The organism is Achromobacter sp. SX5, from assembly GCF_056711425.1.
The window spans coordinates 3,645,007-3,668,171 of the sequence record NZ_CM160041.1 but is presented as its reverse complement, the minus strand read 5'-3'; the positions used below and the strand labels follow the sequence as shown (position 1 = coordinate 3,668,171).

At 64.8% G+C, this 23,165-nt stretch carries 9 protein-coding genes; 4 read left to right on the top strand and 5 right to left on the bottom strand.

Features of this window, described 5'->3' with window-relative positions; genetic code table 11:
* Positions 1-183 precede the first annotated feature (183 nt).
* Entirely contained in the window at positions 184-903 is a 720-nt protein-coding gene (locus AC1M14_RS17165; RefSeq protein WP_479730108.1) for a response regulator transcription factor, read from the top strand.
* Here AC1M14_RS17165 and AC1M14_RS17160 read toward each other — a convergent pair.
* Together AC1M14_RS17160 and AC1M14_RS17155 are read right to left on the bottom strand one after the other, a co-directional pair.
* A complete protein-coding gene (locus AC1M14_RS17160; protein ID WP_479730107.1) occupies positions 885-2,402 on the bottom strand; it encodes a sensor histidine kinase in 1,518 nt (505 codons plus the stop codon). The genes AC1M14_RS17165 and AC1M14_RS17160 overlap by 19 nt on opposite strands.
* Positions 2,399-4,327 carry an EAL domain-containing protein gene (locus AC1M14_RS17155; protein ID WP_479730106.1) on the bottom strand — a complete coding sequence of 643 codons (1,929 nt, stop codon included), beginning with the start codon at positions 4,325-4,327 and terminating at the stop codon, positions 2,399-2,401. The genes AC1M14_RS17160 and AC1M14_RS17155 overlap by 4 nt, the downstream gene beginning before the upstream one ends.
* Positions 4,328-4,786: 459 nt before the next feature.
* Here AC1M14_RS17155 and AC1M14_RS17150 point away from each other — a divergent pair, with 459 nt between their 5' ends.
* Genes AC1M14_RS17150 through AC1M14_RS17140 form a run of 3 tightly spaced genes read left to right on the top strand, consistent with a single transcriptional unit; the run spans position 4,787 to position 8,158 of the window.
* On the top strand, positions 4,787-6,163 hold the full coding sequence (locus AC1M14_RS17150; RefSeq protein WP_479730105.1) for a putative bifunctional diguanylate cyclase/phosphodiesterase: 1,377 nt from the start codon (positions 4,787-4,789) through the stop codon (positions 6,161-6,163).
* A gap of 36 nt (positions 6,164-6,199) precedes the next feature.
* On the top strand, positions 6,200-7,267 hold the full coding sequence (gene aroC, locus AC1M14_RS17145; RefSeq protein ID WP_102771683.1) for a chorismate synthase: 1,068 nt from the start codon (positions 6,200-6,202) through the stop codon (positions 7,265-7,267).
* A 48-nt stretch (positions 7,268-7,315) separates the two neighbouring features.
* On the top strand, positions 7,316-8,158 hold the full coding sequence (locus AC1M14_RS17140) for a M48 family metallopeptidase (RefSeq protein ID WP_479730104.1): 843 nt from the start codon (positions 7,316-7,318) through the stop codon (positions 8,156-8,158).
* A gap of 24 nt (positions 8,159-8,182) precedes the next feature.
* Here AC1M14_RS17140 and AC1M14_RS17135 read toward each other — a convergent pair whose 3' ends face one another.
* From AC1M14_RS17135 to AC1M14_RS17125, 3 genes are all read right to left on the bottom strand, one after another.
* Positions 8,183-10,147 (bottom strand): bifunctional diguanylate cyclase/phosphodiesterase, encoded by a 1,965-nt coding sequence (locus AC1M14_RS17135; RefSeq protein ID WP_479730103.1) that lies wholly within the window; start codon positions 10,145-10,147, stop codon positions 8,183-8,185.
* An 18-nt stretch (positions 10,148-10,165) separates the two neighbouring features.
* Positions 10,166-10,849 (bottom strand): transglutaminase-like cysteine peptidase, encoded by a 684-nt coding sequence (locus AC1M14_RS17130; RefSeq protein WP_181390886.1) that lies wholly within the window; start codon positions 10,847-10,849, stop codon positions 10,166-10,168.
* 99 nt (positions 10,850-10,948) lie between these two features.
* A complete protein-coding gene (locus AC1M14_RS17125; RefSeq protein ID WP_479730102.1) occupies positions 10,949-23,155 on the bottom strand; it encodes a retention module-containing protein in 12,207 nt (4,068 codons plus the stop codon).
* Positions 23,156-23,165: the final 10 nt, after the last annotated feature.

Genomic DNA, 23,165 nt, shown 5'->3' with positions numbered 1-23,165 from the left:
CGTAAACTGATTTTGAAAGGACTTAGGCGAAAATACCTATTTGGAAATGGAATATCGCAGTTTTTTTCACTGCAATCATTCGTTTCCATTGTAAAAGTCGTAAGATTGTCGCCAACGGGACACTCCGGGGGCCAGCGTCCGCGGGGCATTTGTCGATACTCTTCAATATAAAGCACTCTAAATATGGCTGGCGCAGATGGTTTGCTGTGTATCGGTCTGCTTGAGGATGACGCCGATTTCCGGGAGGAACTGGCGTTAGGCTTGGGTGGCTATGGTTTTCGGGTGGCATTCGCCTGTGATAATGCGGCGGCGTTTTATCGCCGGTTGCAGGAGCAGCCGTGCGACATCGTCATACTCGATGCGCACCTGCCGGGCGAAGACGGTTTTTCCGTGGCGACCCGCCTGCGCGCCCTGAGCCCCGTCGGCATCGTCATGCTGACCGGCCGCAGCGCGCTGGAAGACCGGGTGCGCGGCCTGGAAGGCGGCGCCGATGTCTACATGACCAAGCCTGTGGACCTGCTGGAGCTCAGCTCGGTCATACGCAGCCTGGCCCGCCGGATGCGCCTGGCCAAGGCGCCGAATCCCACCGCCGCGGAAACCCGCGCCCCGGCCGACAGTTCATGGTCGCTGCAGGACGGCGGCTGGATACTGGTGGCGCCGGACGGCGCTTCCCTGCATCTCAGCGCGCAGGAGCGTACCTTCCTGATCGCGCTGATGGACGCGGCCGGCAGCGCGGTCAGCCGCCAGGTGCTGGCCGAACTGTTCCTGCCCGACAGCCCGGGCGGTTTCGAATTGCGCCGCATCGACGTGCTGGTCAGCCGCCTGCGCGCCAAGGCGCAAAGCGCCGGCCTCAAGCTGCCGGTGCTGTCCGTGCGCGGCCAGGGCTACGTGTTCGCCGCCTGAGCCGGCGGCGGGTTGGACGGCAGCGTCACGACGAAACGCGTGCCCACGCCCACCGTGCTTTGCATGGTCAGCGAGCCGCCCTGGTTCTGGCAGATGCGCCGGGCCAGGTACAGGCCTATCCCCAGGCCTTGCGTTTCCCGATGCGCGGCGCGCCGGAAATGCGGCTCGAAAATCCGCGCCTGTTCCTCTTCCCCGATGCCCGGGCCGCGGTCGGTGACCGCCACCCAGGCCATCGGTACGTCGCCCGCGCGGCTTAGGCCGGTCTCGATGCGCACCGGCTGGTTGGCCGGCGAATACTTGATGGCGTTGTGGATCAGGTTGCGCACCACGACGCAGGTCAGCGGCCGGTCGCAATAGACGGGCAGGGGGCTTTCGGCCTCCAGGATCAGCGCATGCGCGGTATCGGGCTGCATCGAGGCGACCACGTCGCGCGCCAGCGCCGCCAGGTCCGCCGACTCGCCTCGGGGCGTCCAGGCCTGCTCGCCGAGCCGGTCCTGGTTCAGCAGCTGGTCCATAAGTTCGGTCATCCGCGAGACCGAACGATGGATGCGCGCAAGGCGGCTGCCGGTGGCGTCGCCGCCGTCGGCGAGAATCATGTCCAGGGATTGGGCGGCCGCGCTGATGGTGGCCAGCGGCGCGCGCAGCTCGTGCGAGATCAGCGCGTTCATCTGGCGTTGCGTATCGAGCGCGCCGGCCAGTTCCGCCAGCCGCAGTTCGCCCTGGGCGAGCTGGTCCGTGCCGGCGGCGGGCGCCGGGCCGGTGGCTGCGGGCGCGGGGGCGGATGCGGCGGCGGCCCGCTCGCCCATGGCGTACAGCAGCAGCGCGCCCGTCACCAGCAGCAGCCGCAGCAGTTCCCAGCCCAGATGCGCGCCGGCGGCGGCGCCGGGCCGCCCGGCGTCGCTGGCCAGCACCCAGGCCGAGACGGCATAGGCCAGCGCCATGGCCAGCATCGCCGCGTTCGCACTGGAGCCCCGCAGCGCGCGCCACAGGAACCAGGCAGCCAGCAGCACGCTGGTAATCGAGCAGGCGCCGGCTATCGTAGTGTGGACGGCGCTATTGCCGGGCCCGTAGGCAAGCACCAGCCTCAATGCGGCCAGGGTGGCCAGTGTGGTGCTGACCCAACGGCAGACCGTCGCCAGCCTGCCGGCGCCGGGCGTCTGCGCCAGCGCCGGCACGGTAAGCGCGAGCAGGGCGGCGTAGGAGCCGGCTTGCAGCGCGCCGGGCGGCAGCAGCGCGGGCGTGGCGCGGTACACGCCCTCGACCAGCATGAACGCCAGGCCGGCGCCGTGCATGGCGTTGCGGGTGGCGGCCCAGGCCAGCGCGCAGGCCGCGGCGCAGGCGATCGCGACGCCGGCGGTCAGGCCCAGGCTGATGTCCGCATAGGCGGCGCTCGGCGCATGGGTTTGCGCGGCCGCGGGAAAGCACAGCGCATACAACAGCAGGCCCAGGATGGCCGGCAGGACGGGCCCGCGGATACGAAGAGGCGATACTGGCGTCAACTAGAAACCCATGGATGTTCGGCCGGGAGGTCGTGCGCTTGGGGCGAGTGTACGCGAGCGCCGCGTATCGCGTGGACGCCCAGCCCTTCCAGGATGTTCTGGGTCGCGATGTCGGGCACGTCCTCCGCATAGACCTGCATGTGCAGCGTGATGGCCGTGGCGACCACGGTGGCGGCCAGGTGGCGGTTGCCGGGGCTGTGCTGCAGGCCGGCGATGAAGCTGCCGCTCAGCTTCACGTAGGACAGCGGAAACTCGTGCAGGCGTTCCATGGCGCCGAAGTGCTGCGGCAGCCGCGCCACGCCGATCCGGCCGCCAGCGTCCGTGGCGATGCGGCAGAGCTGGTGCAGGTCCGCTTCCTGTTCCACCAGCGCGGCCGCGTCGACTTCGAGGATGAGGCGCTGGGCCAGCGCCGGCCGGTCGTCCAGCATGCGTTGCAATCGGGACAGGAACGAGGGCTGGGCGAGCGAGGCCAGCGCCACGGGCACGGACAAGGCGCCCCGGCCGGCATACAGCCAGTCCAGCGCCAGCCGCACGGCCTGCACGTCGCAATCGGCCGACAGCCCGAGCCGGACCGCGGGCGGCATGAAGATGGAGGCCGGCACCGGGTCGGCGTCGGCGGTGTCGTGCAGGGTCAGGCTGGCTTCCTGGTGCAGCAGGGCGCCTGCCAGGTCGTGCAGCGGCTGCACCGTCAGCGAGAAGCGATGCTGCTCCAGCGCCGTGACCAGCGCGTCGTGCCAGCTGTATTCGCCGATGGGCGTGCTGTCGGGCGCGCGGTTGGCCGGCGTGACCTGATCGTCGTCGGCGCTCTCGGCGCACATCAGCGCGTGGTCCAGGCGGGCCAGGGTTTCGCTCATGTTGTCGTCCGGCCCGTAGGCGGCCAGCGCCATGGCCCAGCGGCACCAGCCGTGCTTGTCCATCGGCACGCGCAGCGAGCGCAGTTCGCGCCGCACGCGTTCGGCCAGCAGGCCGGCCTGCGGCGCCGACGAACGCGGCAGCAGCAGGGCGAAATCGGAGCCGCTCAGGCGGGCCAGCAGCGCGGTCTGCTGGCCGAACTCGGCCACCAGCTTGAGCAGCCGGTCCGACGAGGAGCGCAGCCACTGGTCGGCGAAGGCGCGCGACAGGTGGCGGTTGATCTGCGCCAGGTCCCGCTGGCGGAACATCAGCAGATGGCCGCCGGCCTCCGGCGCCTTGTCGGCCAGCGCCAGCCGGAACTGTTCGATGAAATAGCGGCGGTTGTGCAGGCGCGTGATGGGGTCCAGGTAGACCTCGCTCTGCAGCGATTCGATGCGGGCGTTCTGTTCCTGCACGGCGGCGGCCACCAGGCGCTGCGCGTCGGCCAGCGCCCGGTCCGTTTCGGCCGCGGCGGGCGCGCCGTCCGCCGGAGCAGCGGCCTGCGTCTGCATGCGCCGCGCCAGGTTCAGGGCGACCAGTATCCACAGCACGGCGGCGGCCACCACCAGGCCGAGGATGCGCACGCCGCTTTGCCAGAGGGTGTCGCGCGCCTGCCGCGAATCGGCCTGGACCGTGACCGTGCCCTGGGCGGCGCCGTCGGCCGTGACGAAGGCGCGCGACACGGCGGGCGCCTCTATGCCCAGCCAGGCGTTGCGCCAGTCGTATTCGCGGCCCGCGGCCTCGTCCGGCCTGGCGCGCCTTTCCAGCGTCGAGCCGTTCTTTTCATCGGTGATGCGTATCAGCGCGTATTGGCCCTGCGCATACAGCTCGTCGGCCAGTGTGGCGCGTTGGCCGGCGTCGCTGACGGAATGCGACAAGACCCAGGCCAGCATGGCCGCGCCTTTTTCACTGCGCTGCGCCAGCTGCGAGTCGAGATACCGATGCGCAGCCGCCACACCCAGCGCCTGGGCGCCGAGCAGGGCCAAACCGATCAGGATGGCGGCGATGAAAAGTACCCGGCGGAAAGTGGGCATGTGGTTGAAGTTTCTCTGGCTGCCCGGCTCCGGCCAGGACGCCTGGATGGGAAACGTGACACGCGTTGCTAGCACATTGACGCAGGTCTTTGTACAGTAATTCTGCATGTCACATACCGTACAGAATATTACTAAATATGCGCCACCACCGGGCAAGCTGTGCAATTATTTCGGTGCTGCGGCCAAACGCCGTCAACTATCGGGCTCTTGCGTATTAATTTTCCGGTGTTGGCTGTCGTAGTACCAGGGAGGATGCATGCCGCGGGCCGGGAGAAGCCGCTCGGGGCTATCTTTCCCGCGGCGCTAGATCAAAGTACTGTAGGAATACAAGGAAAAAGAGGTGCGTTGCCTCTGATATGTGGCGTTTTTTTGCGAAACCAATGCATAATTTAAAAAATGTTACAGCCCTTGGGTTCCTTGCCGAACCGCAACGCCAGGGGCATATGGATAGGGGGCTCCGTGCGTGAGAGTTACCTGCTCGCACTGTGCCTGGTGCTGGCAGCCGCCCTTGTGGCGATATGCCTGATCTTTGTACGCAGGGAGCGCGCGCTACGGCGGCGCCTGCGGTTCGATGAACTGACCGGCCTGCTCAGCCAGCAGGAATTGCAGCGGCGCGCGCGCGGCTGGTTCGACGGCGGCCGTTCGTGGCGCGGCGCCTTCTTCCTCGTCGGTTTCGAGCAGTATGCCGAGATCAGCGCCATGTTGCGCGCCGGAGAAGACCAGGCCCTGCTGGCGCAGGTGGCCGGCCGGCTCGGCCTGATCGCGCGCACGCTCGGGGGCGTGGCGGCGCGCACGGGGGCGGCCAGCTTCACGGTCTGCGTGCCCGACGTGGACGAGCAGGGGGCGGCGCAGGTGTCGGCCAAGCTGCTGGACGACCTGAGCGCGCCCCTGGAACTGGGCGGCCGTACCCTGATGGCGGTATTCCGGGTCGGCGCCGCGCTTTATCCCGAACACGGACGCAGCGTCGAGGAACTGCAACGTTGCGTCCAGGTGGCGATGGTGCCGCTGAAGGCGCGCGGCGGCCCGGGCTGGAATCTCTTCGACTTCCGCATGCTGGCGCACCAGCGCGACCAGCAGGGCCTGGAAAACGATCTGCGCCTGGCCCTGACCACGCCGGCCATGGAACAGTTCGAGCTGTATTACCAGCCGGTCTGGGACAGCAGCACGGGCGTGGTGCAGGGATGCGAGGCGCTGTTGCGCTGGCATCATCCTGTGCTGGGCAGCGTGTCGCCGGCCGTGACCATCGAACTGGCCGAGCGCAGCGGGCTGATCGTGCCGCTGGGGGCCTGGATTCTGGAGCGCGCCTGCACCCAGGCGGCGCAATGGCCGGCGGCATGGCGCGTGCACGTGAACCTGTCGGTCAGGCAGATGAACGAAGGCGGCCTGGTGGACCTGGTCTCCAAAGCGCTGGCCGGTGCCCGGCTGGAGCCGCGCAAGCTGGTGCTGGAGATCACGGAATCGCTGTTCATCCTGCACTACGAGCAGCACGTGAAGGTCTTGAACGCGCTGCGCGCCATGGGCGTGGGCATGGCGCTGGACGACTTCGGCTGCGGCTATTCCAGCCTGAACCACCTGCGCTCGCTGCCGATAGACTGGGTCAAGATCGACCGCAGCTTCATTTCCGCGCTGGAGTCGGACGCCGGCAGCCGCGAGGTCGTGTCCGCGCTGTTCGGCCTATGCCAGGCGATGCACCTGCCGGTGGTGGCCGAAGGCGTCGAAACCGAGGGCCAGCGCGAGATCCTCAAGTCGCTGGGATGCCGGGTCATGCAGGGCTATCTGCTGGGACGGCCCGCGCCGGCCTCGGAAATCCAGGCTTTGGCCTCCGCGGTGTCATAATCGGGGTTGCTTGCAAACCGACTCCGCTGACTCCTTATGCCCGGCAACACCTTAGGTACTCTCTTTACCGTCACCAATTTCGGCGAATCCCACGGCCCCGCCATCGGCTGCGTCGTCGACGGCTGCCCGCCCGGATTGCCCTTGGAGGCCTCCGACATCCAGCTGGAACTGGACCGCCGCCGTCCCGGCACCTCGCGCCACGTCACGCAGCGCCAGGAAGCCGACCAGGTCGAGATTCTGTCGGGCGTGTACGAAGGGGTGACGACGGGCACGCCGATCGGCCTGCTGATCCGCAACACGGACGCGCGCAGCAAAGACTACTCGAACATCGCCGACACCTTCCGGCCCGGCCATGCCGACTACACCTACTGGCGCAAGTTCGGCGTGCGCGATCCGCGCGGCGGCGGACGCTCGTCGGCGCGCCTGACCGCGCCCACCGTGGCCGCGGGCGCCATCGCCAAGAAGTGGCTGGCGCAGCAGTACGGGGTGCAGGTGCGCGGCTACATGAGCCAGCTGGGCCCGATCTCCATTCCTTTCGTGTCCTGGGACGAAGTCCCCAACAATCCGTTCTATGCGCCCAACGCCGGGATCGTGCCCGAGCTCGAAGCCTACATGGACCAGCTGCGCCGCGACGGCGACTCCATCGGCGCGCGCATCGAGGTGGTGGCCGAGAACCTGCCGGCGGGCTGGGGCGAACCCATTTATGACCGCTTGGACGCCGACATCGCGCACGTGATGATGGGCCTGAACGCGGTCAAGGGCGTCTCGATCGGCGCCGGCTTCGACAGCATCGCCCAGCGCGGCTCCGAACACGGCGACGAGATCACGCCCGATGGTTTCCTGAGCAACCACGCGGGCGGCGTGCTGGGCGGCATTTCCACCGGCCAGCCGGTGACCGTGTCGCTCGCGATCAAGCCGACCTCCAGCATCCGGGTCGAGCGCAAGTCGGTGAACCGCGCCAACGAACCGGTCCAGGTGCAGACCCTGGGCCGCCACGATCCTTGCGTCGGCATCCGCGCCACGCCCATCGCCGAGGCGATGCTGGCGCTGGTGCTGATCGACCACGCCCTGCGCCATCGCGCGCAATGCGGCGATCCGGTCTGATACGCTGACGTTCCCCGCAATACGTACTTCGAATACCTGGAGGCCGACATGATCCGGAAACGTTTCCCGCTGCGCCAGGCGGGCGCGACGCTTGCGCTGGCCGCCCTGGCCGGCTGCACGGGCATGAACACCACCCAGTCCGGCGCCATCGGCGTCAACCGGACCCAGTACATGTCCAGCATGGTGCCTTCGCAGGCGCTGGACCAGGAAGCCAGCCAGCAATATGCCGACATCGTCAAGCAGGCCAAGGCCAAGGGCCAGCTGGACCGCGACGCCCAGCAGCTCGCGCGCGTGCGCGCGATATCGCAACGGCTGATCGCGCAGACGCCGGTGTTCCGGCCGGACGCCGCAAGCTGGAACTGGGAAGTGCACGTGCTGTCCAGCGACGAAATCAACGCCTGGTGCATGCCGGGCGGCAAGATCGCCGTCTACACCGGCCTGATCTCCAAGATCAAGCCCACGGACGACGAGCTGGCGGCGGTGATGGGCCATGAAATCGCCCACGCGCTGCGCGAACATGCCCGCGAGCGGGTGTCGCAGCAGATGGCGACGAGCCTGGGATTGTCGGTGCTGTCCATCGCGACGGGCTCCAGCGTGGCTTCCGACCTGGGCGGCCAGCTTACCAACGTGATGTTCACGCTGCCCAACAGCCGCACCCACGAAACCGAGGCCGACCGCATGGGCGTGGAACTGGCGGCCCGCGCCGGCTTCGACCCGCGGGCCGCCGTGACGCTGTGGCAGAAGATGGGCGCGGCCGACCAGGGCAGCGCCCCGCCCGAGATCCTGTCGACCCACCCGTCGGCAGCCTCGCGCATCGCCGACCTGCAGGCCGCGGCGCAGCAGGTGCTGCCGCTGTACGAACAGTCCAAGGGCAAGGCCGCCGCGCGCTGAGCGCGGCCGGCGCCGCGGGCCGCTTCAGGCCCGGCCCGCGGCGATCCTGACGCCGGGGCCGCGCATGATGCCTATGCCCAGCTCGGCCAGGATGCGCTGCGTTTCGGCGTCGGGTACATCCTCGGCATAGACCGCGATATTCAGCTTGCGCGCCGTTTCCAGTACCGACGCGGTCAGCTGCTGGCTGCCGGGGCTTTGCGACATGCCGCCCACGAAACCGCCGCCCAGCTTCACGTAGGACAAGGGCAGGGTGTGCAACTGCGCCACCGCGCCGAACTGCTGCGCCAGGCGGCGCACGCCGATATGCGCGCCGAACTCCGAGGTCACCCGCGCCAGCGCGGCGATCTGTTCGTGGCATTCCACCAGGCCGTGGGCGTCGATTTCCAGGTACAGCCGGCTCGCCAACGGCCGGTGCTCGGTCAGCATCAGGGCCAGCTGGCGGAAGAATTTCTGGCCGCGCAGCGAGGGCAGGGCGACCCGCACGGCCAGTTCGCCGGGATTGGCGGCCAGCCAGTCCAGGCCCAGGCTTACCGCTTCCAGGTCGCAGTCGGCCACCAGGTCCAGCCGCACCGCCGGCGGGATGAACAGCGTCGCCGGGATCGGTTCCTGGTCGGCGGCGGTGCGCAGCATCAGCATGGCCTCCACGCGCACCGGGCTGCCGTCGGTGGCTTTCAGGGTTTCCGGGGCCAGCTCGAAACGATGTTCCTCCAGGGCGCACAGAATCGCGTCCTTCCAGGCGCGTTCGCCGGATTCGGACGGCGTGTGCATGTCGGTCGCGCCCGCGATCACGACCTGGTCGTTGCCGGCGCTTTCGGCCCGCATCAGCCCGAAATCCAGCCGCGCCAGCACCGGCCCGGCCTGGTGGCCGTGGCCGTAGTCGGTGATGGCCTGGGCCCAGCGGCACAGGTGGCCTTCGCCGACCGGGATGCGCGAGGCATGCAGGTCGGCGCGCACCTGTTCGGCGATCATCATCGCCTGCGGCGCCGCGCAGCCGGGCAGCAGCAGCGCGAAATCCGATCCGTTCAGGCGCGCCAGCAGCGGCGTGGCCACGTGCATGCGCCGCAGCGTGCCGCCGATGCGCTCGCAGGTCGTGCGCAGCCACTGGTCGATGAATTCGCGCGGCATGTGGCGGTTCAGGTCGGCCAGGTCGCGCTGGCGGAACACCAGGATATGGCCGCCATCGACGGCGCGTCCGGCCACGGCCTGCGGCATTTCCAGCGCGCGGCGGAATTCGTTGACGAAGTACTTGCGGTTGGGCAGGCCGGTGACCGGGTCCTGGTTCAGTTCGACCTGCAACGATTCGATGCGGGCGTTCTGTTCTTCGACGCTGGCATAGACACGCTCGCGCGTCTGGTTCAGGGCCTGCACCACGCCGGACAGCTCGGGCACGCGCGCCTGCACCTGGCCGGCCGGCGATTCCTGGCCGATGCGGCGCACGTGGTCGCTGATCTCGCGCAGCAGCCGATTCTTGATCCAGCCCACCAGCAGAAAGGCGAACACGGCCCACAGAATGCCCGCGCCCACCACCAGGGCGATCATCTTCAGGCTGCTGCGCCACAGGGCTTCCCAGGCGTAGGCGTCGTTGGCCACCAGCGTGACCTCGCCGATCTGGCGCCAGCCGTCGCTGACCGCATGCGTGGCCGGCTCCGCGTTCAACGGGGCCAGCGCCCGGAACCAGGTCGGCACCGAGGCCGCGGTGGCGGTCGACTGGCGTTCGATCAGGACCTTGCCTTCGGGATCGGACAGGCGCACCAGCGAAAAATGGCCGCCGTCATATAGCGCCGACACCAGCAGTTCCTGCACCACGGGATCGTTGTTGGCCGGCTGCGACAGCGACAAGGCCAGCGAGACGGCCGCATCGGTGCTCTGCACCTTCAACTGGCCGGAGAGGTATTCCCGGGCCGAGTTGACGCTTAGCGCCAGCGTGCCCAGCAGGATGACGCCGATTGCGAGAGTGACGCTGAGAAGTAGCTGTCTAAGTATGGACATAGTCTTATTTTCCGTACATCACGGGCGCAAACCTTCCCGTTGCATGCGTTGTAGTAGATCACGCCAGCGGCTGAGGCGGTCAACCGGGGCGGCGGGTTTGCCGTCGACATACACGCCGTCGGCATTGAAACTGAACACCGGCGTCAGATCGCGGCGTTGCGTGGCGGGCAGGATGGTCGAGACCAGGCTGTCCAGCACCAGCGGCACGGCGTTGGGGGTCTCGTAGTAGCCAAGCACCATGTGGGCGATCTGGCTGCTGCTCGCGGGTCCGCCGATGCGCGCCCGCACGTAGATGAAGCGCAGCTTGTTGGCCGGCACGCCCAGCTTGAGCAGCGTGAAGTACTTGCCGATGACGTAGTCTTCACAGTCGCCGGCTCCCTTGCCCAGCGATTCCAGCGGCGTGGCCCAGTAGTCGGTCTGGCGCCAGATGACACTGTCTTCGCCCGAGAGCAGGCTGCGGTTCCAGAAATCGTTGGCCATCGCGAGCGCGTCGCGCGCCTGGGCCGGCGGCGGGCTGCGCAGCAAGGCCAGCCACGAATCCACCGCGCGCGCGCCCTTGGCGCCATAGCGGCTGGCCGACAGGCTTTGCAGCTTGCCTGCGTCGATCTCCAGGGCGGAACTGCCGCTCCAGGTGCAGGCCAGACACAACAAAGCCCATCGACACAATTTCAGCGCGGGGCGGAAACGGGGAGACGACGGCATGCAGCGGATTTTCACATGTTTCCGAACATTTCAGGTGAAATGGACGAAAAAATGTGCCGTTGGCGGCAGAGCCGCCAGGCGTTTCCGCGCCGCATGGATTCAGGCGTGATCGACGATCAGCTTGTCCTTGCGCAACAGGTCGTTGATGATGGCCTGGTTATTCAGGATCTGACCGTTGGCTCCGTGCGTGAGATCGACGTTCTCCAGCACGATCTTCTGGTCGGCGCCCTGGCTGGCCAACTGGCCCCGGGTATTGATTTCGATGAGCGTGCCGCCGCCGGCTTCGGCCGGATTCCTGCTGAAGCTCAGGTACTGGGTCAGGGTTGCGTCGCTTTCCCCGACCAGCAGATCCTTCAGGTCCAGGACGTCGCCGCCCTCGGCGGGTTTCAGGATGGAAAAGTCCTTGATCTTGTCCAGGGCGGGCGCGCCGATGCTGCCCTGGTCGTTCAATTCCCATCTGAAGGTATCGCTGCCGGGTCCGCCCACCAGCGTATCGTCGCCGCGGCCGCCGGTCAGCACGTCATTGCCGGCGCCGCCATACAGGAAATCGTCGCCCGCGCCGGCCGACAGCGTATCGTCGCCGGGCGTGCCGTAGGTTACGGCGTCCACCCGTACCGTGATGTCGCCGTCGCGGCGATAGGTATAGCCGCCGCCGTCCTGGTTCTGGCCCTGGATGGTCATGGCGACCTTCAGGTCGAGCGCGCCGGTATAGTCCTCGGTCGGCTTCAACGTCAGCGTGGCCAGCTTCCAGCCCTGGACCTCCACCGAGTCCTGGCTCTCCGTGGCCGTGAAAACGTGGCCCTCACCGTCGCTCAGCACGAACCCGGCCTCCAGGTTGCCGATCGAGATGCCGACGACTCGTTCGCCGCCGGCCAGCGGCAGATGAGCGGGATCGGTCTGGATCTGCGACAGCTTGATCTCGGCATTCACCGGCGCCTCGTTGTAGCCGTAGACCTTGTAGTGGCCGTAGCCTTCGGTGCCGATCAGGCGGCCAACCGTGAAGCCGGAATCCTCGGCGGCCAATTGCTTCCTGGCGGCCTCGAAACTGGGGAAGAAGGTCAGCGCCTTGCCCGGACTGCTGCTGTTTTCCACCCATACGTTGAACATGCCCGGGCCATTCTGGTTGTGCAGGAACATGTCCAGCGTGTACAGGCCGCTATCCGTGGGCGTGAAGGTGAAGGTCTTGACCGTGGCAAGGTCGCTGCCCCAGCGCAGGTCCACCACCTGGCCGCCCATGTTGCGGTCGCCCAGCACCACGCGCAGGCTGTCGTCGCCCTGGGCATGCACGGTGTAGGTATCGCCGGCGCGCAGGTAGATCACCCCTTGCGCGTGCACGGCGGTGCCGCCTTGCACATTTCTCCAGTCCGAGGCGCCGTCCGCGTTGGGGTCCTTGGCCATCAGGTCCTGGACCAGATACTCGCTCGTTTCGGGATGATCTCCCACGAAATAAATGCTTCCATACTTGTGGCCGCGGCCAGAGCCCACCGGATAGCTGGACCGGAACCCGTTGCCGTCCGGATCGACGACCATCAGGCGCCTGATCATGGCTTCCAGCTCGTTGGACGGCGCGCCGTCGCCCTCGTTCGGGCTGCTGGTTCTCAGGCGGTCCAGGATCTCGTTGACCGTCTTGTCCGACTCGGAGAGATCGCGGTCTTTGACGGCCCACACCTTCAGATTCAGGCCCTCGTTGCTCAACGCCGGTTGCGGCGTGTGCACCGGCAGATCGTCATCGTGGACGACGACGCTCGCCGGCCTGGCATCGGCGCCCACGCCGCCGCGCAGGGCAGGGCTTGCGCTGGCCTCGCCCAGCGACAGGATCAGCGCCTTGTTGCCCTCGACCACGCGGTCGTCGGCCAGGGTTGCCGTCACGGTGGCGCTGGAGCGGCCTGCTTCGATCGTGACGAAGCGGGGCAGATCGACGCCATCGCCATCGGCGGCCGCGCCGCTCCAGTTCAGGGCCACCGTAATGGCATGGCCTTCGGGCGCCTTGGCCGTGTTGCCGTGCCTGTCGGCCAGCGACACCGTGTAGGAAACCGTTCCGTCCGCCTCGCTCGCATGGGCCTGGTCGGCGCTGACCATCGCCTGCAGCGGCGGCGCGCCGTTGTCGTAGCCGTTCAGGTCGATGGTGATGTGGCCCTGCCGGCGATCGCCATCGGCGTCTGTCACGGTGTAGGTATAAGCAAGCGGCTTGCGGCCGACCGGGAATCTGTCATAGGCCTGCCGGCTCATCTCGAACACGTAATGGCCGTTGGCGGCGACAGTCAGATTGCCGTATTCGTTCTGGATGACGGTGGAACCGTCGGACTGCCTGACACCTTTATCCCACGCTACGGAACCCGCGCCATCGGCGCCGTAACGCCAGCCCGGGGCGCCGGCGTCGAACAGATCTCCTTCGACCTTGGGCAGCGGGTCGGTGGACGAAACCGTGACATACAGATCGTATGAGTTGGCCTGGCCCTCCTTGGTTCGGACCGTCTGCACCAGATTGCCGTTGGCGTCCTTGAAACCCGAGATGTCCAGCATATAGGTCCGGTCGCCGACCGGGAAAGTAAGCCGGCGGCTGGCGTCGGAGATCCGGACGAAATCGTCCACACTGCCGTCGCCCCAGAAGCCGTTGTTCGGCGTTTCCGTATGCTCCAGCTTGATGGTATGCCGGATGACGTGTTCGACGCCGTCGATGGTCACCCGCAGGGAAATTTCCAGGTCCACCGATGTGAGATCGCCGGTATTGCGATTCACCACGGGTGAATTGTTGTGAGTAAAGGTCCCGAGCCGAATGGTCATATCCCGCGGATCGGTCGAGCCTCGCAGTGCCTCGTTATCGGTAAAGGTGTAGGCCGACCGATAAATATTGGCGGGCGTCCCCCAGGTGATGATATCTATCCCCGGGTCCGAGTCGTTCTGCGCTTGATCCTGAATCGTTCCGTTCGTCAGCCTCCAATTGCTGAAGCCGGTTTCCAGGCCGCCGATGCTGACTCGGCTGACCGGCACGTCCAGGCTGGAGACACGGGCTGGATTGCCGGCCGGCATGTCGTCCTCGATGTTGACCGTGATCTTGCCGGTGCTGCTGGCGCCCTGGCTGTCGGTAACCTTGACGCCGACGTCAAACGACAGCACGTCCTCGGCGCCCGGATTCCGGTGGTCCACCGGGGCCTGCAACGCCACCGCATACTTGCCCTGGTTGTCGACGGTGACGCTGATGACCGTCTTGCCGCCGGCCGCACCGGTCAAGGTCTGGCCGTCCTCGGCCAGCGTCCAGGCCACGGGCCTGCCGCCGGAGACCAGAACCCCGTCGGCCGGCGCGACCAGCGAGACGCCATAGCCGGCCGCGGCGCCTTGGCCGCTGATCGACAACTGGCCGGTCGCGGTGCGCGCATCGGTGGTATCCGGCGTGCCCCGGTCATCCGCAATGCCGCCGGCCAGGCCTTCCTCGGACACGGATGCGCTTGCATCCTGGACTGCGGGGGGCTGGTAGGCATCCACGATGACGGCACGGCCGGTGTCGGCGATGCCTTGAGGCAGGTCGGTTCCGCTGCCGGTCCTGCCGGTCAGCTCGGCCTCCAGCACCAGAGTCTCGCGGCCCTCGGAGACGCCGTCGGCCACGGTCTCGACGCTGATCGTGATGCCGCCCTGGACGCCGGCCGGGATGGTGAGGCTGTAGCTGCCGCCGGTATGGGACTTCACGTCGGCGGCGGCGCCGGCGACGGTAGCGGAAATCCTGCCCAGGTCCTTGGCGTCGGCGTCGCCGGCCAGCGTGAAGCTCAGTACGGTATTGGCGTCAACCGCCTTGTCCAGCTTGATCTCGAAGACCGCGCTTTCGCCTTCCTTGATGTCACCCGCGTCGGATACCGTGAGCGTGGGCAGATCTGCGCCCGGGCCTCGGTCGTCGACGATCACGGCGCGACCAGTGCCGGCGATGCCGGCCGGCAGCGTGCCGCTGGAGGTTTCGCCGGAGAGCGTGGCCGTCAGCGTCATCGGTTCGCGTCCCTCAAAGACGGCGTCGTCCACGGTTGGAACCGCGACCACGATACCACTCATGGCGCCGGCGGGAAGCGTGAAACGATAGGCGCCGTCGGCGTTGGCGGTCACCTTGACGGCGACGCCGCCGATGGTGACGACGGGCGTGCCGTGATCTGCCGTTTCGATCCGGCCATCCAGTTTGAGCGTGATCGTGGTGTCCATGTCCAGATCGCCCGTATTGCCCAGGCTGATATGGAAGACGGCATCGGCGCCTTCGTTGACTTCTCCGGGGTCGGATACCGTGATGGTAGGCAGGTCCAGCACCGGGGTGACGGTGATGCTGAGGGTCGATCGGACGATGCTGCCTCGGTTATCGGTGACCAGGACGGTGACCTGGTCGGAACCGTTGTAATCGGGAGCGGGAGTGTATGTGTACTCTCCGGTCTGAGAATCGATGTCGAACGTGCCGTGTTTTGGAGGCTTGTCGAACCAATAGGTCAGCGTGTCGCCTTCCACATCGGTAGCAACGATCTTGCCCTTCAAGGGTTGGTCTTCGGCAGTCGTGAGATCGTAATCGGATACGACAGGAGAATCGTTGACGGCCGTGATGGTGACGTTGACGGTAGACGGCGTCGTGCCGCCTTGCCCATCGTCGACGAAGACGGTGAACCGGTCGGTGCCGTTGTAGTCGAGGGCCGGAGTGTAGGTATATTGGCCCGTCTGCGAATCGAGGTCGAGCGTGCCGTGCTCCGGCGGCTGGTTGACCGTATAGCTCAGCGTGTCGCCATCCACATCGGTTGCAATGATCTTTCCCTTGACCGGCGAATCTTCGAAAGTCCAGAGGTCGTGGCCTTTAACGACAGGAACGTCATTGACGGGGGCGATGGTGATGCTGAGGGTCGATCGGACGATGCTGCCTCGGTTATCGGTGACCAGGACGGTGACCTGGTCGGAACCGTTGTAATCGGGGGCGGGAGTGTATGTGTACTCTCCAGTCTGAGAATCGAGGTCGAGCGTGCCGTGTTTTGGAGGCTTGTCGAACCAATAGCTCAGCTTGTCGCCGTCCACATCGGTTGCAACGATCCTGCCCTTGAAGGGTTGGTCCTCGGCAGTCGTGAGATCGTAATCGGACACGACAGGAGGATCATTGACGGCAGTGACGACGATATTGAAGGTCGAGGACGTCTTTCCTCCGTGATCGTCATCGACGATGACGGTGAACCTGTCAGAACCGTTGTAATCGAGGGCGGGAGTGTAGGTGTACTGGCCCGTCTCCGAATCGAGATCGAGCTGGCCGTGCTTCGGAAATTCGATGACCGTATAGCGCAGCGTATCGCCGTCCGCATCGCTTGCAATGATCTTTCCGTTGGCGGGTAGATCTTCGTAAGTCCTGAGGTCATGGCTTTCAACGACAGGAACGTCATTGACGGGGGTGACGGAGATATCGATGGTCGACTTCGTTACGCTGCCTCGGCGATCGTAGACGAAGACGGTGATCTGATCGGAGCCGTTGTAGTCGCGAGCGGGAGTGTAGGTGTACTCGCCCGTCAGGTAATCGAGTTTGAACTTGCCATGCTTCGGAGGTTCGTAGAACCGATAGTGCAGCGTGTCGCCGTCCACATCGGTCGCAACGATCTTGCCATTGATGGGCTGATCTTCGAGCGTCGTGAGATCCAGGCTTTCCACGATGGGGGCATGGTTGACGGCGGAGACGGTGACGTTGACGGTCGACTGCGTCTTGCCGCCGTTGCCGTCATCGACGAGGACGGTGAACTGGTCGGCGCCTTTGTAAGCGGCATCCGGCGTGTAGGTGTACTCGCCCGTCAGCAGATCGAGGTCGAGCTTTCCGTGCTTTGGAGATTCGGTGGCCCGATAGCTCAGCGTGTCGCCGTCCACATCGGTGGCAATGATCTTGCCCTTGACGGGCCGCTCTTCGCGAGTCCAGAGATCGTGGTTTTCAACAACCGGGACATCATTGACGGCGGTGACGGTGATATTGATGGTCGACTTCGTTGTGCTGCCCCGGAGATCGTTGACGTGGACGGTGACCTGGTCGGAGCCGTTGTAGTCGGGAGCGGGAGTGTAGGTGTACTCGCCCGTCAGATTATCGAGTTCGAACTTGCCGTGTTTCGGAGGTTCGTAGAACCAGTATTTCAGCGTGTCGTTGTCCACATCGGTTGCAACGATCTTACCCTTGATGGGCTGATCCTCGAGCGTCGTGAAGTCCCGGGTTTCAACGATGGGAGCATGGTTTACGGCGGAGACGGTGACGTTGACGGTCAATGGCGTCTTGCCGCCGTGGTCGTCATCGACGAGAACAGTGAACTGGTCGGCGCCGCTGTAATCGGCATCCGGCGTGTAGATGTACTCGCCCGTCAGCCGATTCAGGTCGAGCTTGCCGTGATTCGGCCGTTCGGAAGCCAAATAGCTCAGCGTATCGCCGTCCACATCGCGTGCAATGATTTTCCCCTTGGCCGGCAGACCTTCGTGAGTCCTGAGATCGTGGCTTTCAACAACAGGCGCGTCGTTGATGGGGGTGATGGTGATGTCGGCGGTCGACACCGCCAGGCCGGCGTGGCCGTCGTTGACGAAGACGGTGAACCGGTCGGCGCCGTTGTAATTGGGCGCGGGAGCGTAGGTGTACTCGCCCGTCTGTGAATCGAGGTCGAGCTTGCCGTGCTTCGGAGGCTCTTTGATCGTATAGAGCAGTGTGTCGCCGTCCACGTCGGTTGCAACAATTCTGCCGTTGAGGGTCTGATCTTCGGCTGTCGTGAGTTCGTAATCGGGAACGACGGGACGATCGTTGATGGTGCCGATGATGATGTTGAAGGTCGACGGCGTCTTACCGCCGTGGCCATCGTCGACGAGGATGGAGAATCGGTCGGTACCGTAGTAATTGAGGGCGGGCGTATAGGTGTACTCGCCCGTCAGCCGATTCAGGTCGAGCTTGCCGTGCTTAGGAGCGTCGGTAGTCGAGTAGCTCAGCGTATCGCCGTCCACATCGCTTGCAATGATTTTTCCCGTGATGGGCAGGTCTTCGAAAGTTGTGAGCTCGCGTTGTTTGACAACGGGAGCGTCATTGACGGGAGTGATGGTGATGTCGGCGGCCGATACCACCAGGCCGCCTCGGCGATCATCGACGAAGACAGTGAACCGGTCGGAGCCGTTGTAATCCGGAGCGGGAGTGTAGGTGTACTCGCCCGTCCGCGAATCGAGGTCGAGCTTGCCGTGCTTCGGATCCTCCTTGACCGAATAGATCAGCGTGTCGCCATCCACGTCGGTTGCAACAATTCTGCCCTTGATGGGTTGATCTTCGGCAGTCGTGAGATCGTAATCGGACACGACAGGACGATCATTGGTGGCACCGATGATGACAGTGACGGTCGACGGCGTTCTGCCGCCGTGGTCATCGTCGACGAAGATGGTGAATTGGTCGGTGCCGTAGTAGTCGAGAGCGGGCGTATAGGTGTACTCGCCCGTCAGCCGATCCAGGTCGAGCGTGCCGTGTTTAGGAGGGGCGTCGATCGTATAGCGCAGCGTATCGCCGTCCACGTCTGTCGCAACGATCTTGCGCTTGACGGGCTGATCTTCGTGAGTCCTGATATCGAGTTGTTTGACAACGGGAGCGTCATTGACGGGAGTGATGGCGATGTTGACGGTCGATGGGGTCTTGCCGCCGTGCTCGTCATCGACGAGAACAGTGAACTGGTCTGTGCCGTTGTAGTCCGGTTTTGGGGTGTAGGTGTACTCGCCGGTGGCCAGGTCGAGATCGAGTTTTCCATTCTTTGGAGGCTCGGCGATCGTATAGCGCAACGTGTCGCCGTCCGCATCGCTCGCGATGATCTTGCCCTTGATGGGCTGGTCTTCGTCGATCGTGATGTCGGCGCCTTCGACGACCGGTGCGTCATTGACGGCGGTGATGGTGACGTTGATGGTCGATGTTGTCTTGCCGCCGTGATCGTCATCGACGAGAACGGTGAACTGGTCTGGGCCGTTGTAGTCCGGTTTTGGGGTGTAGGTGTACTCGCCGGTGGCCAGGTCGAGATCGAGTTTTCCGTTTTTTGGAGGCTCGGCGATCGTATAGCTCAGCGTATCGCCATCCGCGTCGGTCGCGATGATCTTGCCCTTGATGGGCTGGTCTTCGTCGATCGTGATGTCTACGCCTTCGACGACCGGCGCGTCATTGACGGCGGCGACGGTGACATTGACGGTCGATGTTGTCTTGCCGCCGTGCTCGTCATCGACGAGAACGGTGAACTGGTCTGGGCCGTTGTAGTCCGGCTTTGGGGTGTAGGTGTACTCGCCGGTGGCCAGGTCGAGATCGAGTTTTCCATTTTTTGGAGGCTCGGCGATCGTATAGCGCAATGTATCGCCATCCGCATCGGTCGCAACAACCTTACCCTTGAAGGGCTGGTCTTCGGTAACCGTCAGGTGCGTGCCTTCGATGACCGGTGCGTCATTGACGGCGGTGATCGTGACATTGACGGCGGATAAGGTCTTGCCGCCGTGCTCGTCATCGACGAGAACGGTGAACTGGTCTGGACCGTTGTAGTCCGGTTTTGGGGTGTAGATGTACTCGCCGGTGGTCAGATCGAGCTCGAGTTTTCCGTTTTTCGGAGGCTCGGCGATCGTATAGCGCAATGTATCGCCATCCGCATCGGTCGCAACAACCTTACCCTTGAAGGGCTGGTCTTCGGTAACCGTCAGGTCCGTGCCTTCGATGACCGGTGCGTCATTGACGGCGGTGATGGTGATATTGACGGTGGATGAGGTCTTGCCGCCGTTGCCGTCATCGACAAGAACGGTGAACTGGTCTGGGCCGTTGTAGTCCGGTTTTGGGGTGTAGGTGTACTCGCCGGTGGTCAGATCGAGCTCGAGTTTTCCATTTTTTGGAGGCTCGTCGATCGTATAGCGCAACGTGTCACCGTCCGCATCGGTCGCAACGACCTTGCCCTTGAAGGGTTGGTCTTCGCCAACCGTCAGGTCTGCGCCTTCGATGACCGGCGCGTCATTGACGGCGGTTATGGCGATGTTGACGGTGGAGGAGGTCTTGCCGCCGTTGCCGTCATCGACGAGAACGGCGAACTGGTCTGGGCCGTTGTAGTCCGGATTGGGGGCGTAGGTGTACTCGCCGGTGGTCAGATCGAGCTCGAGGCTTCCATTTTTTGGAGGTTCGACGATCGTATAGCGCAACGTGTCGCCGTCCGGATCGGTCGCGATGATTTTGCCCTTGATGGGCTCATCTTCGGCAATCGTGATATCGACGCCTTCGACGACCGGCGCGTCGTTGACGGCGGCGACGGTGACGTTGACGGTCGATGTTGTCTTGCCGCCGTGATCGTCATCGACGAGAACGGTGAACTGGTCTGGGCCGTTGTAGTCCGGATTGGGGGTGTAGGTGTACTCGCCGGTGGCCAGGTCGAGATCGAGTTTTCCATTTTTTGGAGATTCAGCGATCGTATAGCGCAACGTGTCGCCATCCGCATCGGTCGCAACGACCTTACCCTTGAAGGGTTGGTCTTCGGTAACCGTCAGGTCCGTGCCTTCGATGACCGGTGCGTCATTGACGGCGGCGATCGTGACATTGACGGTGGAGGAGGTCTTGCCGCCGTTGCCGTCATCGACGAGAACGGTGAACTGGTCTGGGCCGTTGTAGTCCGGTTTTGGGGTGTAGGTGTACTCGCCGGTGGCCAGGTCGAGATCGAGTTTTCCGTTTTTTGGAGGCTCGGCGATCGTATAGCTCAGCGTATCGCCATCCGCGTCGGTCGCGATGATCTTGCCCTTGATGGGCTGGTCTTCGTCGATCGTGATGTCCACTCCTTCGATGACCGGCGCGTCATTGACGGCGGTGATGGTGATATTGACGGTCGATATTGTCTTGCCGCCGTGCTCGTCATCGACGAGCACGGTGAACTGGTCAGGGCCGTTGTAGTCGGGATTGGGGGTGTAGGTGTACTCGCCGGTGGCCAGGTCGAGATCGAGTTTTCCATTTTTTGGAGATTCAGCGATCGTATAGCGCAACGTGTCGCCGTCCGCATCGGTCGCGATGATTTTGCCCTTGATGGGCTCATCCTCGGCAATCGTGATATCGACGCCTTCGACGACCGGCGCGTCGTTGACGGCGGTGACGGTGACGTTGACGGTCGATGTTGTTTTGCCGCCGTGATCGTCATCGACGAGGACGGTGAACTGGTCAGGGCCGTTGTAGTCCGGATTGGGGGTGTAGGTGTACTCGCCGGTGGTCAGATCGAGGTCGAGTTTTCCATTTTTCGGAGACTCGCCGATCGTATAGCGCAACGTGTCGCCGTCCGCATCGCTCGCGATGACTTTGCCTTTGATGGGTTCATCCTCGGCAATCGTGATATTGGCGCCTTCGACCACCGGCGCGTCATTGACGGCGGTGATGGTGATGTTGACGGTGGACGAGGTCTTGCCCCCGTGATCGTCATCGACAAGAACGGTGAACCGGTCAGGGCCGTTGTAGTCCGGATTGGGGGTGTAGGTGTATGCGCCGGTGGTCAGATCGAGCTCGAGGTTTCCATTTTTCGGCGGTTCGCCGATCGTATAGCGCAACGTGTCGCCATCCACGTCGGTCGCGACGATCTTGCCCTTGATGGGCTCATCCTCGGCAATCGTGATATCGACGCTGTCGACCGCCGGCGCGTCGTTGACGGCGGTGACGGTGACGTTGACGGTTGATGTCGTCTTGCCGCCGTGCTCGTCATCGACAAGGACGGTGAATTGATCGGGACCGTTGTAGTCCAGGGAAGGGGTGTAGACATATGTCCCGGTGAGCGGATCGAGATCAACGTTGCCGTGCTTCGGATCTTCGGCAACCGTATAGCGCAGCGTATCGCCATCCGCATCGGTCGCGACGACCTTGCCCTTGAAGGGTTGGTCTTCGGCAACCGTCAGGTCTGCGCCTTCGATGACCGGCGCGTCATTGACGGCGGTGATGGCGATATTGACGGTGGATGAAGTCTTGCCGCCGTTGCCGTCATCGACGAGAACGGTGAACTGGTCAGGACCGTTGTAGTCCGGATTTGGGGTGTACGTGTATTCGCCGGTGACCAGGTCGAGTGTGAGATCTCCATTCTTTGGAGGCTCGCTGACCGTATAGCTCAACGTATCGCCTTCTGCGTCGGTTGCGACGATCTTGCCCTTGAAGGGCTGGTCTTCGTCGACCGTGACGTCGACGCCTTCGATGACCGGCGGGTCATTGACGGCCGTGACTGTGATATTGACGGTGGAGGAAGCCTTGCCGCCCTGGCCGTCATCGACGAGTACCGTGAACTGGTCCGGGCCGTTGTAGTCCTGGTTCGGGACGTAGGTGTACTTGCCGGTAAGCGGGTCCACTTCGACCTTGCCGTGTTCCGGGGACTGGCCGATGGTGTAGTTCAGCGTGTCCTGGTCGGCGTCGGTGGCGACGATCGTGCCGCTGAGGGGCTGGTCTTCTGCGATGGTGAGCGTGTAGTCGGAAACTTCCGGCAGGTCGTTGGCGCCGGTGACGGTTACGGTGAGCGAGGCGGTCGAGGTGGCCTGGGACGGGTCGGCGATCGTGTACGAGATCGAGCTGACGGCGGTCTGGCCGGCGCCCAGGGGCTTGAAGTCGCCGCGCGGGTCGAATTCGTAGGATCCATCGGGACGGATGGTGAAGGCGCCGCCGTGGGAGCCGGGGACGGTGAGGCCGTTGATTCCCATCGGCAGGCCGTTGACGGAGGCAAGCGTCAGCGGGTCGCCGTCGGGATCGCTGTCGTTGGCGAGCAGGTTGCCGCGGATGCGTTCGTCCTGCGAGCCGCTGGCGGTGTCGTCGAGCGCGATCGGCGCCGAATTGGGCGGGCCGGTTTCATCGCCGGCTCCGGCGCCGGCGCCAGGCTGGCGGGGCAGCGCGTCATTGGCGCGGGCCGGATTGGGGTAGGCCAGGTCCAGCGGGGTGGTGGTTTCGAGGATGCGGGCCAGGCGCACGATGCTGGTGCCGCCGCCTTCGCCGCCGCCGGCCAGCACGGCCGCGGCGGGGTCGAGCTGATCGAACGGGTCGCGGCCTTCGCGCAGCGCCGCCAGCAGGCGCTCGGTTTCCGGTCCGACCGGGGCAACGATCGCGGCCTCGGAGACGTCGGCCAGGGGCGAGTCGATTTCCGGGCCCAATGCGACATCGCGGTTTTCTCCGATCACTATCGGCATGCCGTTGCCGGTCTGGAGGGTAACCGTGGCGCCGGCGGCCGTGACGATGTCGCTACCGATGGGAACCTTGTTGCCCTGGCGCAGCTCCGTCAAGGAGCCATCGCTATTGCGTATCCAGGCGCGGCCGGTGATTTCGTTGACGACGGCGAGGAGGGGAGTAGCCATGACGGTTCCG

What these genes read in the sequence shown, in the direction of transcription:
- AC1M14_RS17135 (WP_479730103.1), bottom strand. Translation starts at nt 10,147, where the DNA reads ATGTCCATACTTAGACAGCTACTTCTCAGCGTCACTCTCGCAATCGGC.
- AC1M14_RS17140 (WP_479730104.1), top strand. Translation starts at nt 7,316, where the DNA reads ATGATCCGGAAACGTTTCCCGCTGCGCCAGGCGGGCGCGACGCTTGCG.
- AC1M14_RS17130 (WP_181390886.1), bottom strand. Translation starts at nt 10,849, where the DNA reads ATGCCGTCGTCTCCCCGTTTCCGCCCCGCGCTGAAATTGTGTCGATGG.
- AC1M14_RS17165 (WP_479730108.1), top strand. Translation starts at nt 184, where the DNA reads ATGGCTGGCGCAGATGGTTTGCTGTGTATCGGTCTGCTTGAGGATGAC.
- AC1M14_RS17155 (WP_479730106.1), bottom strand. Translation starts at nt 4,327, where the DNA reads ATGCCCACTTTCCGCCGGGTACTTTTCATCGCCGCCATCCTGATCGGT.
- aroC (WP_102771683.1), top strand. Translation starts at nt 6,200, where the DNA reads ATGCCCGGCAACACCTTAGGTACTCTCTTTACCGTCACCAATTTCGGC.
- AC1M14_RS17125 (WP_479730102.1), bottom strand. Translation starts at nt 23,155, where the DNA reads ATGGCTACTCCCCTCCTCGCCGTCGTCAACGAAATCACCGGCCGCGCC.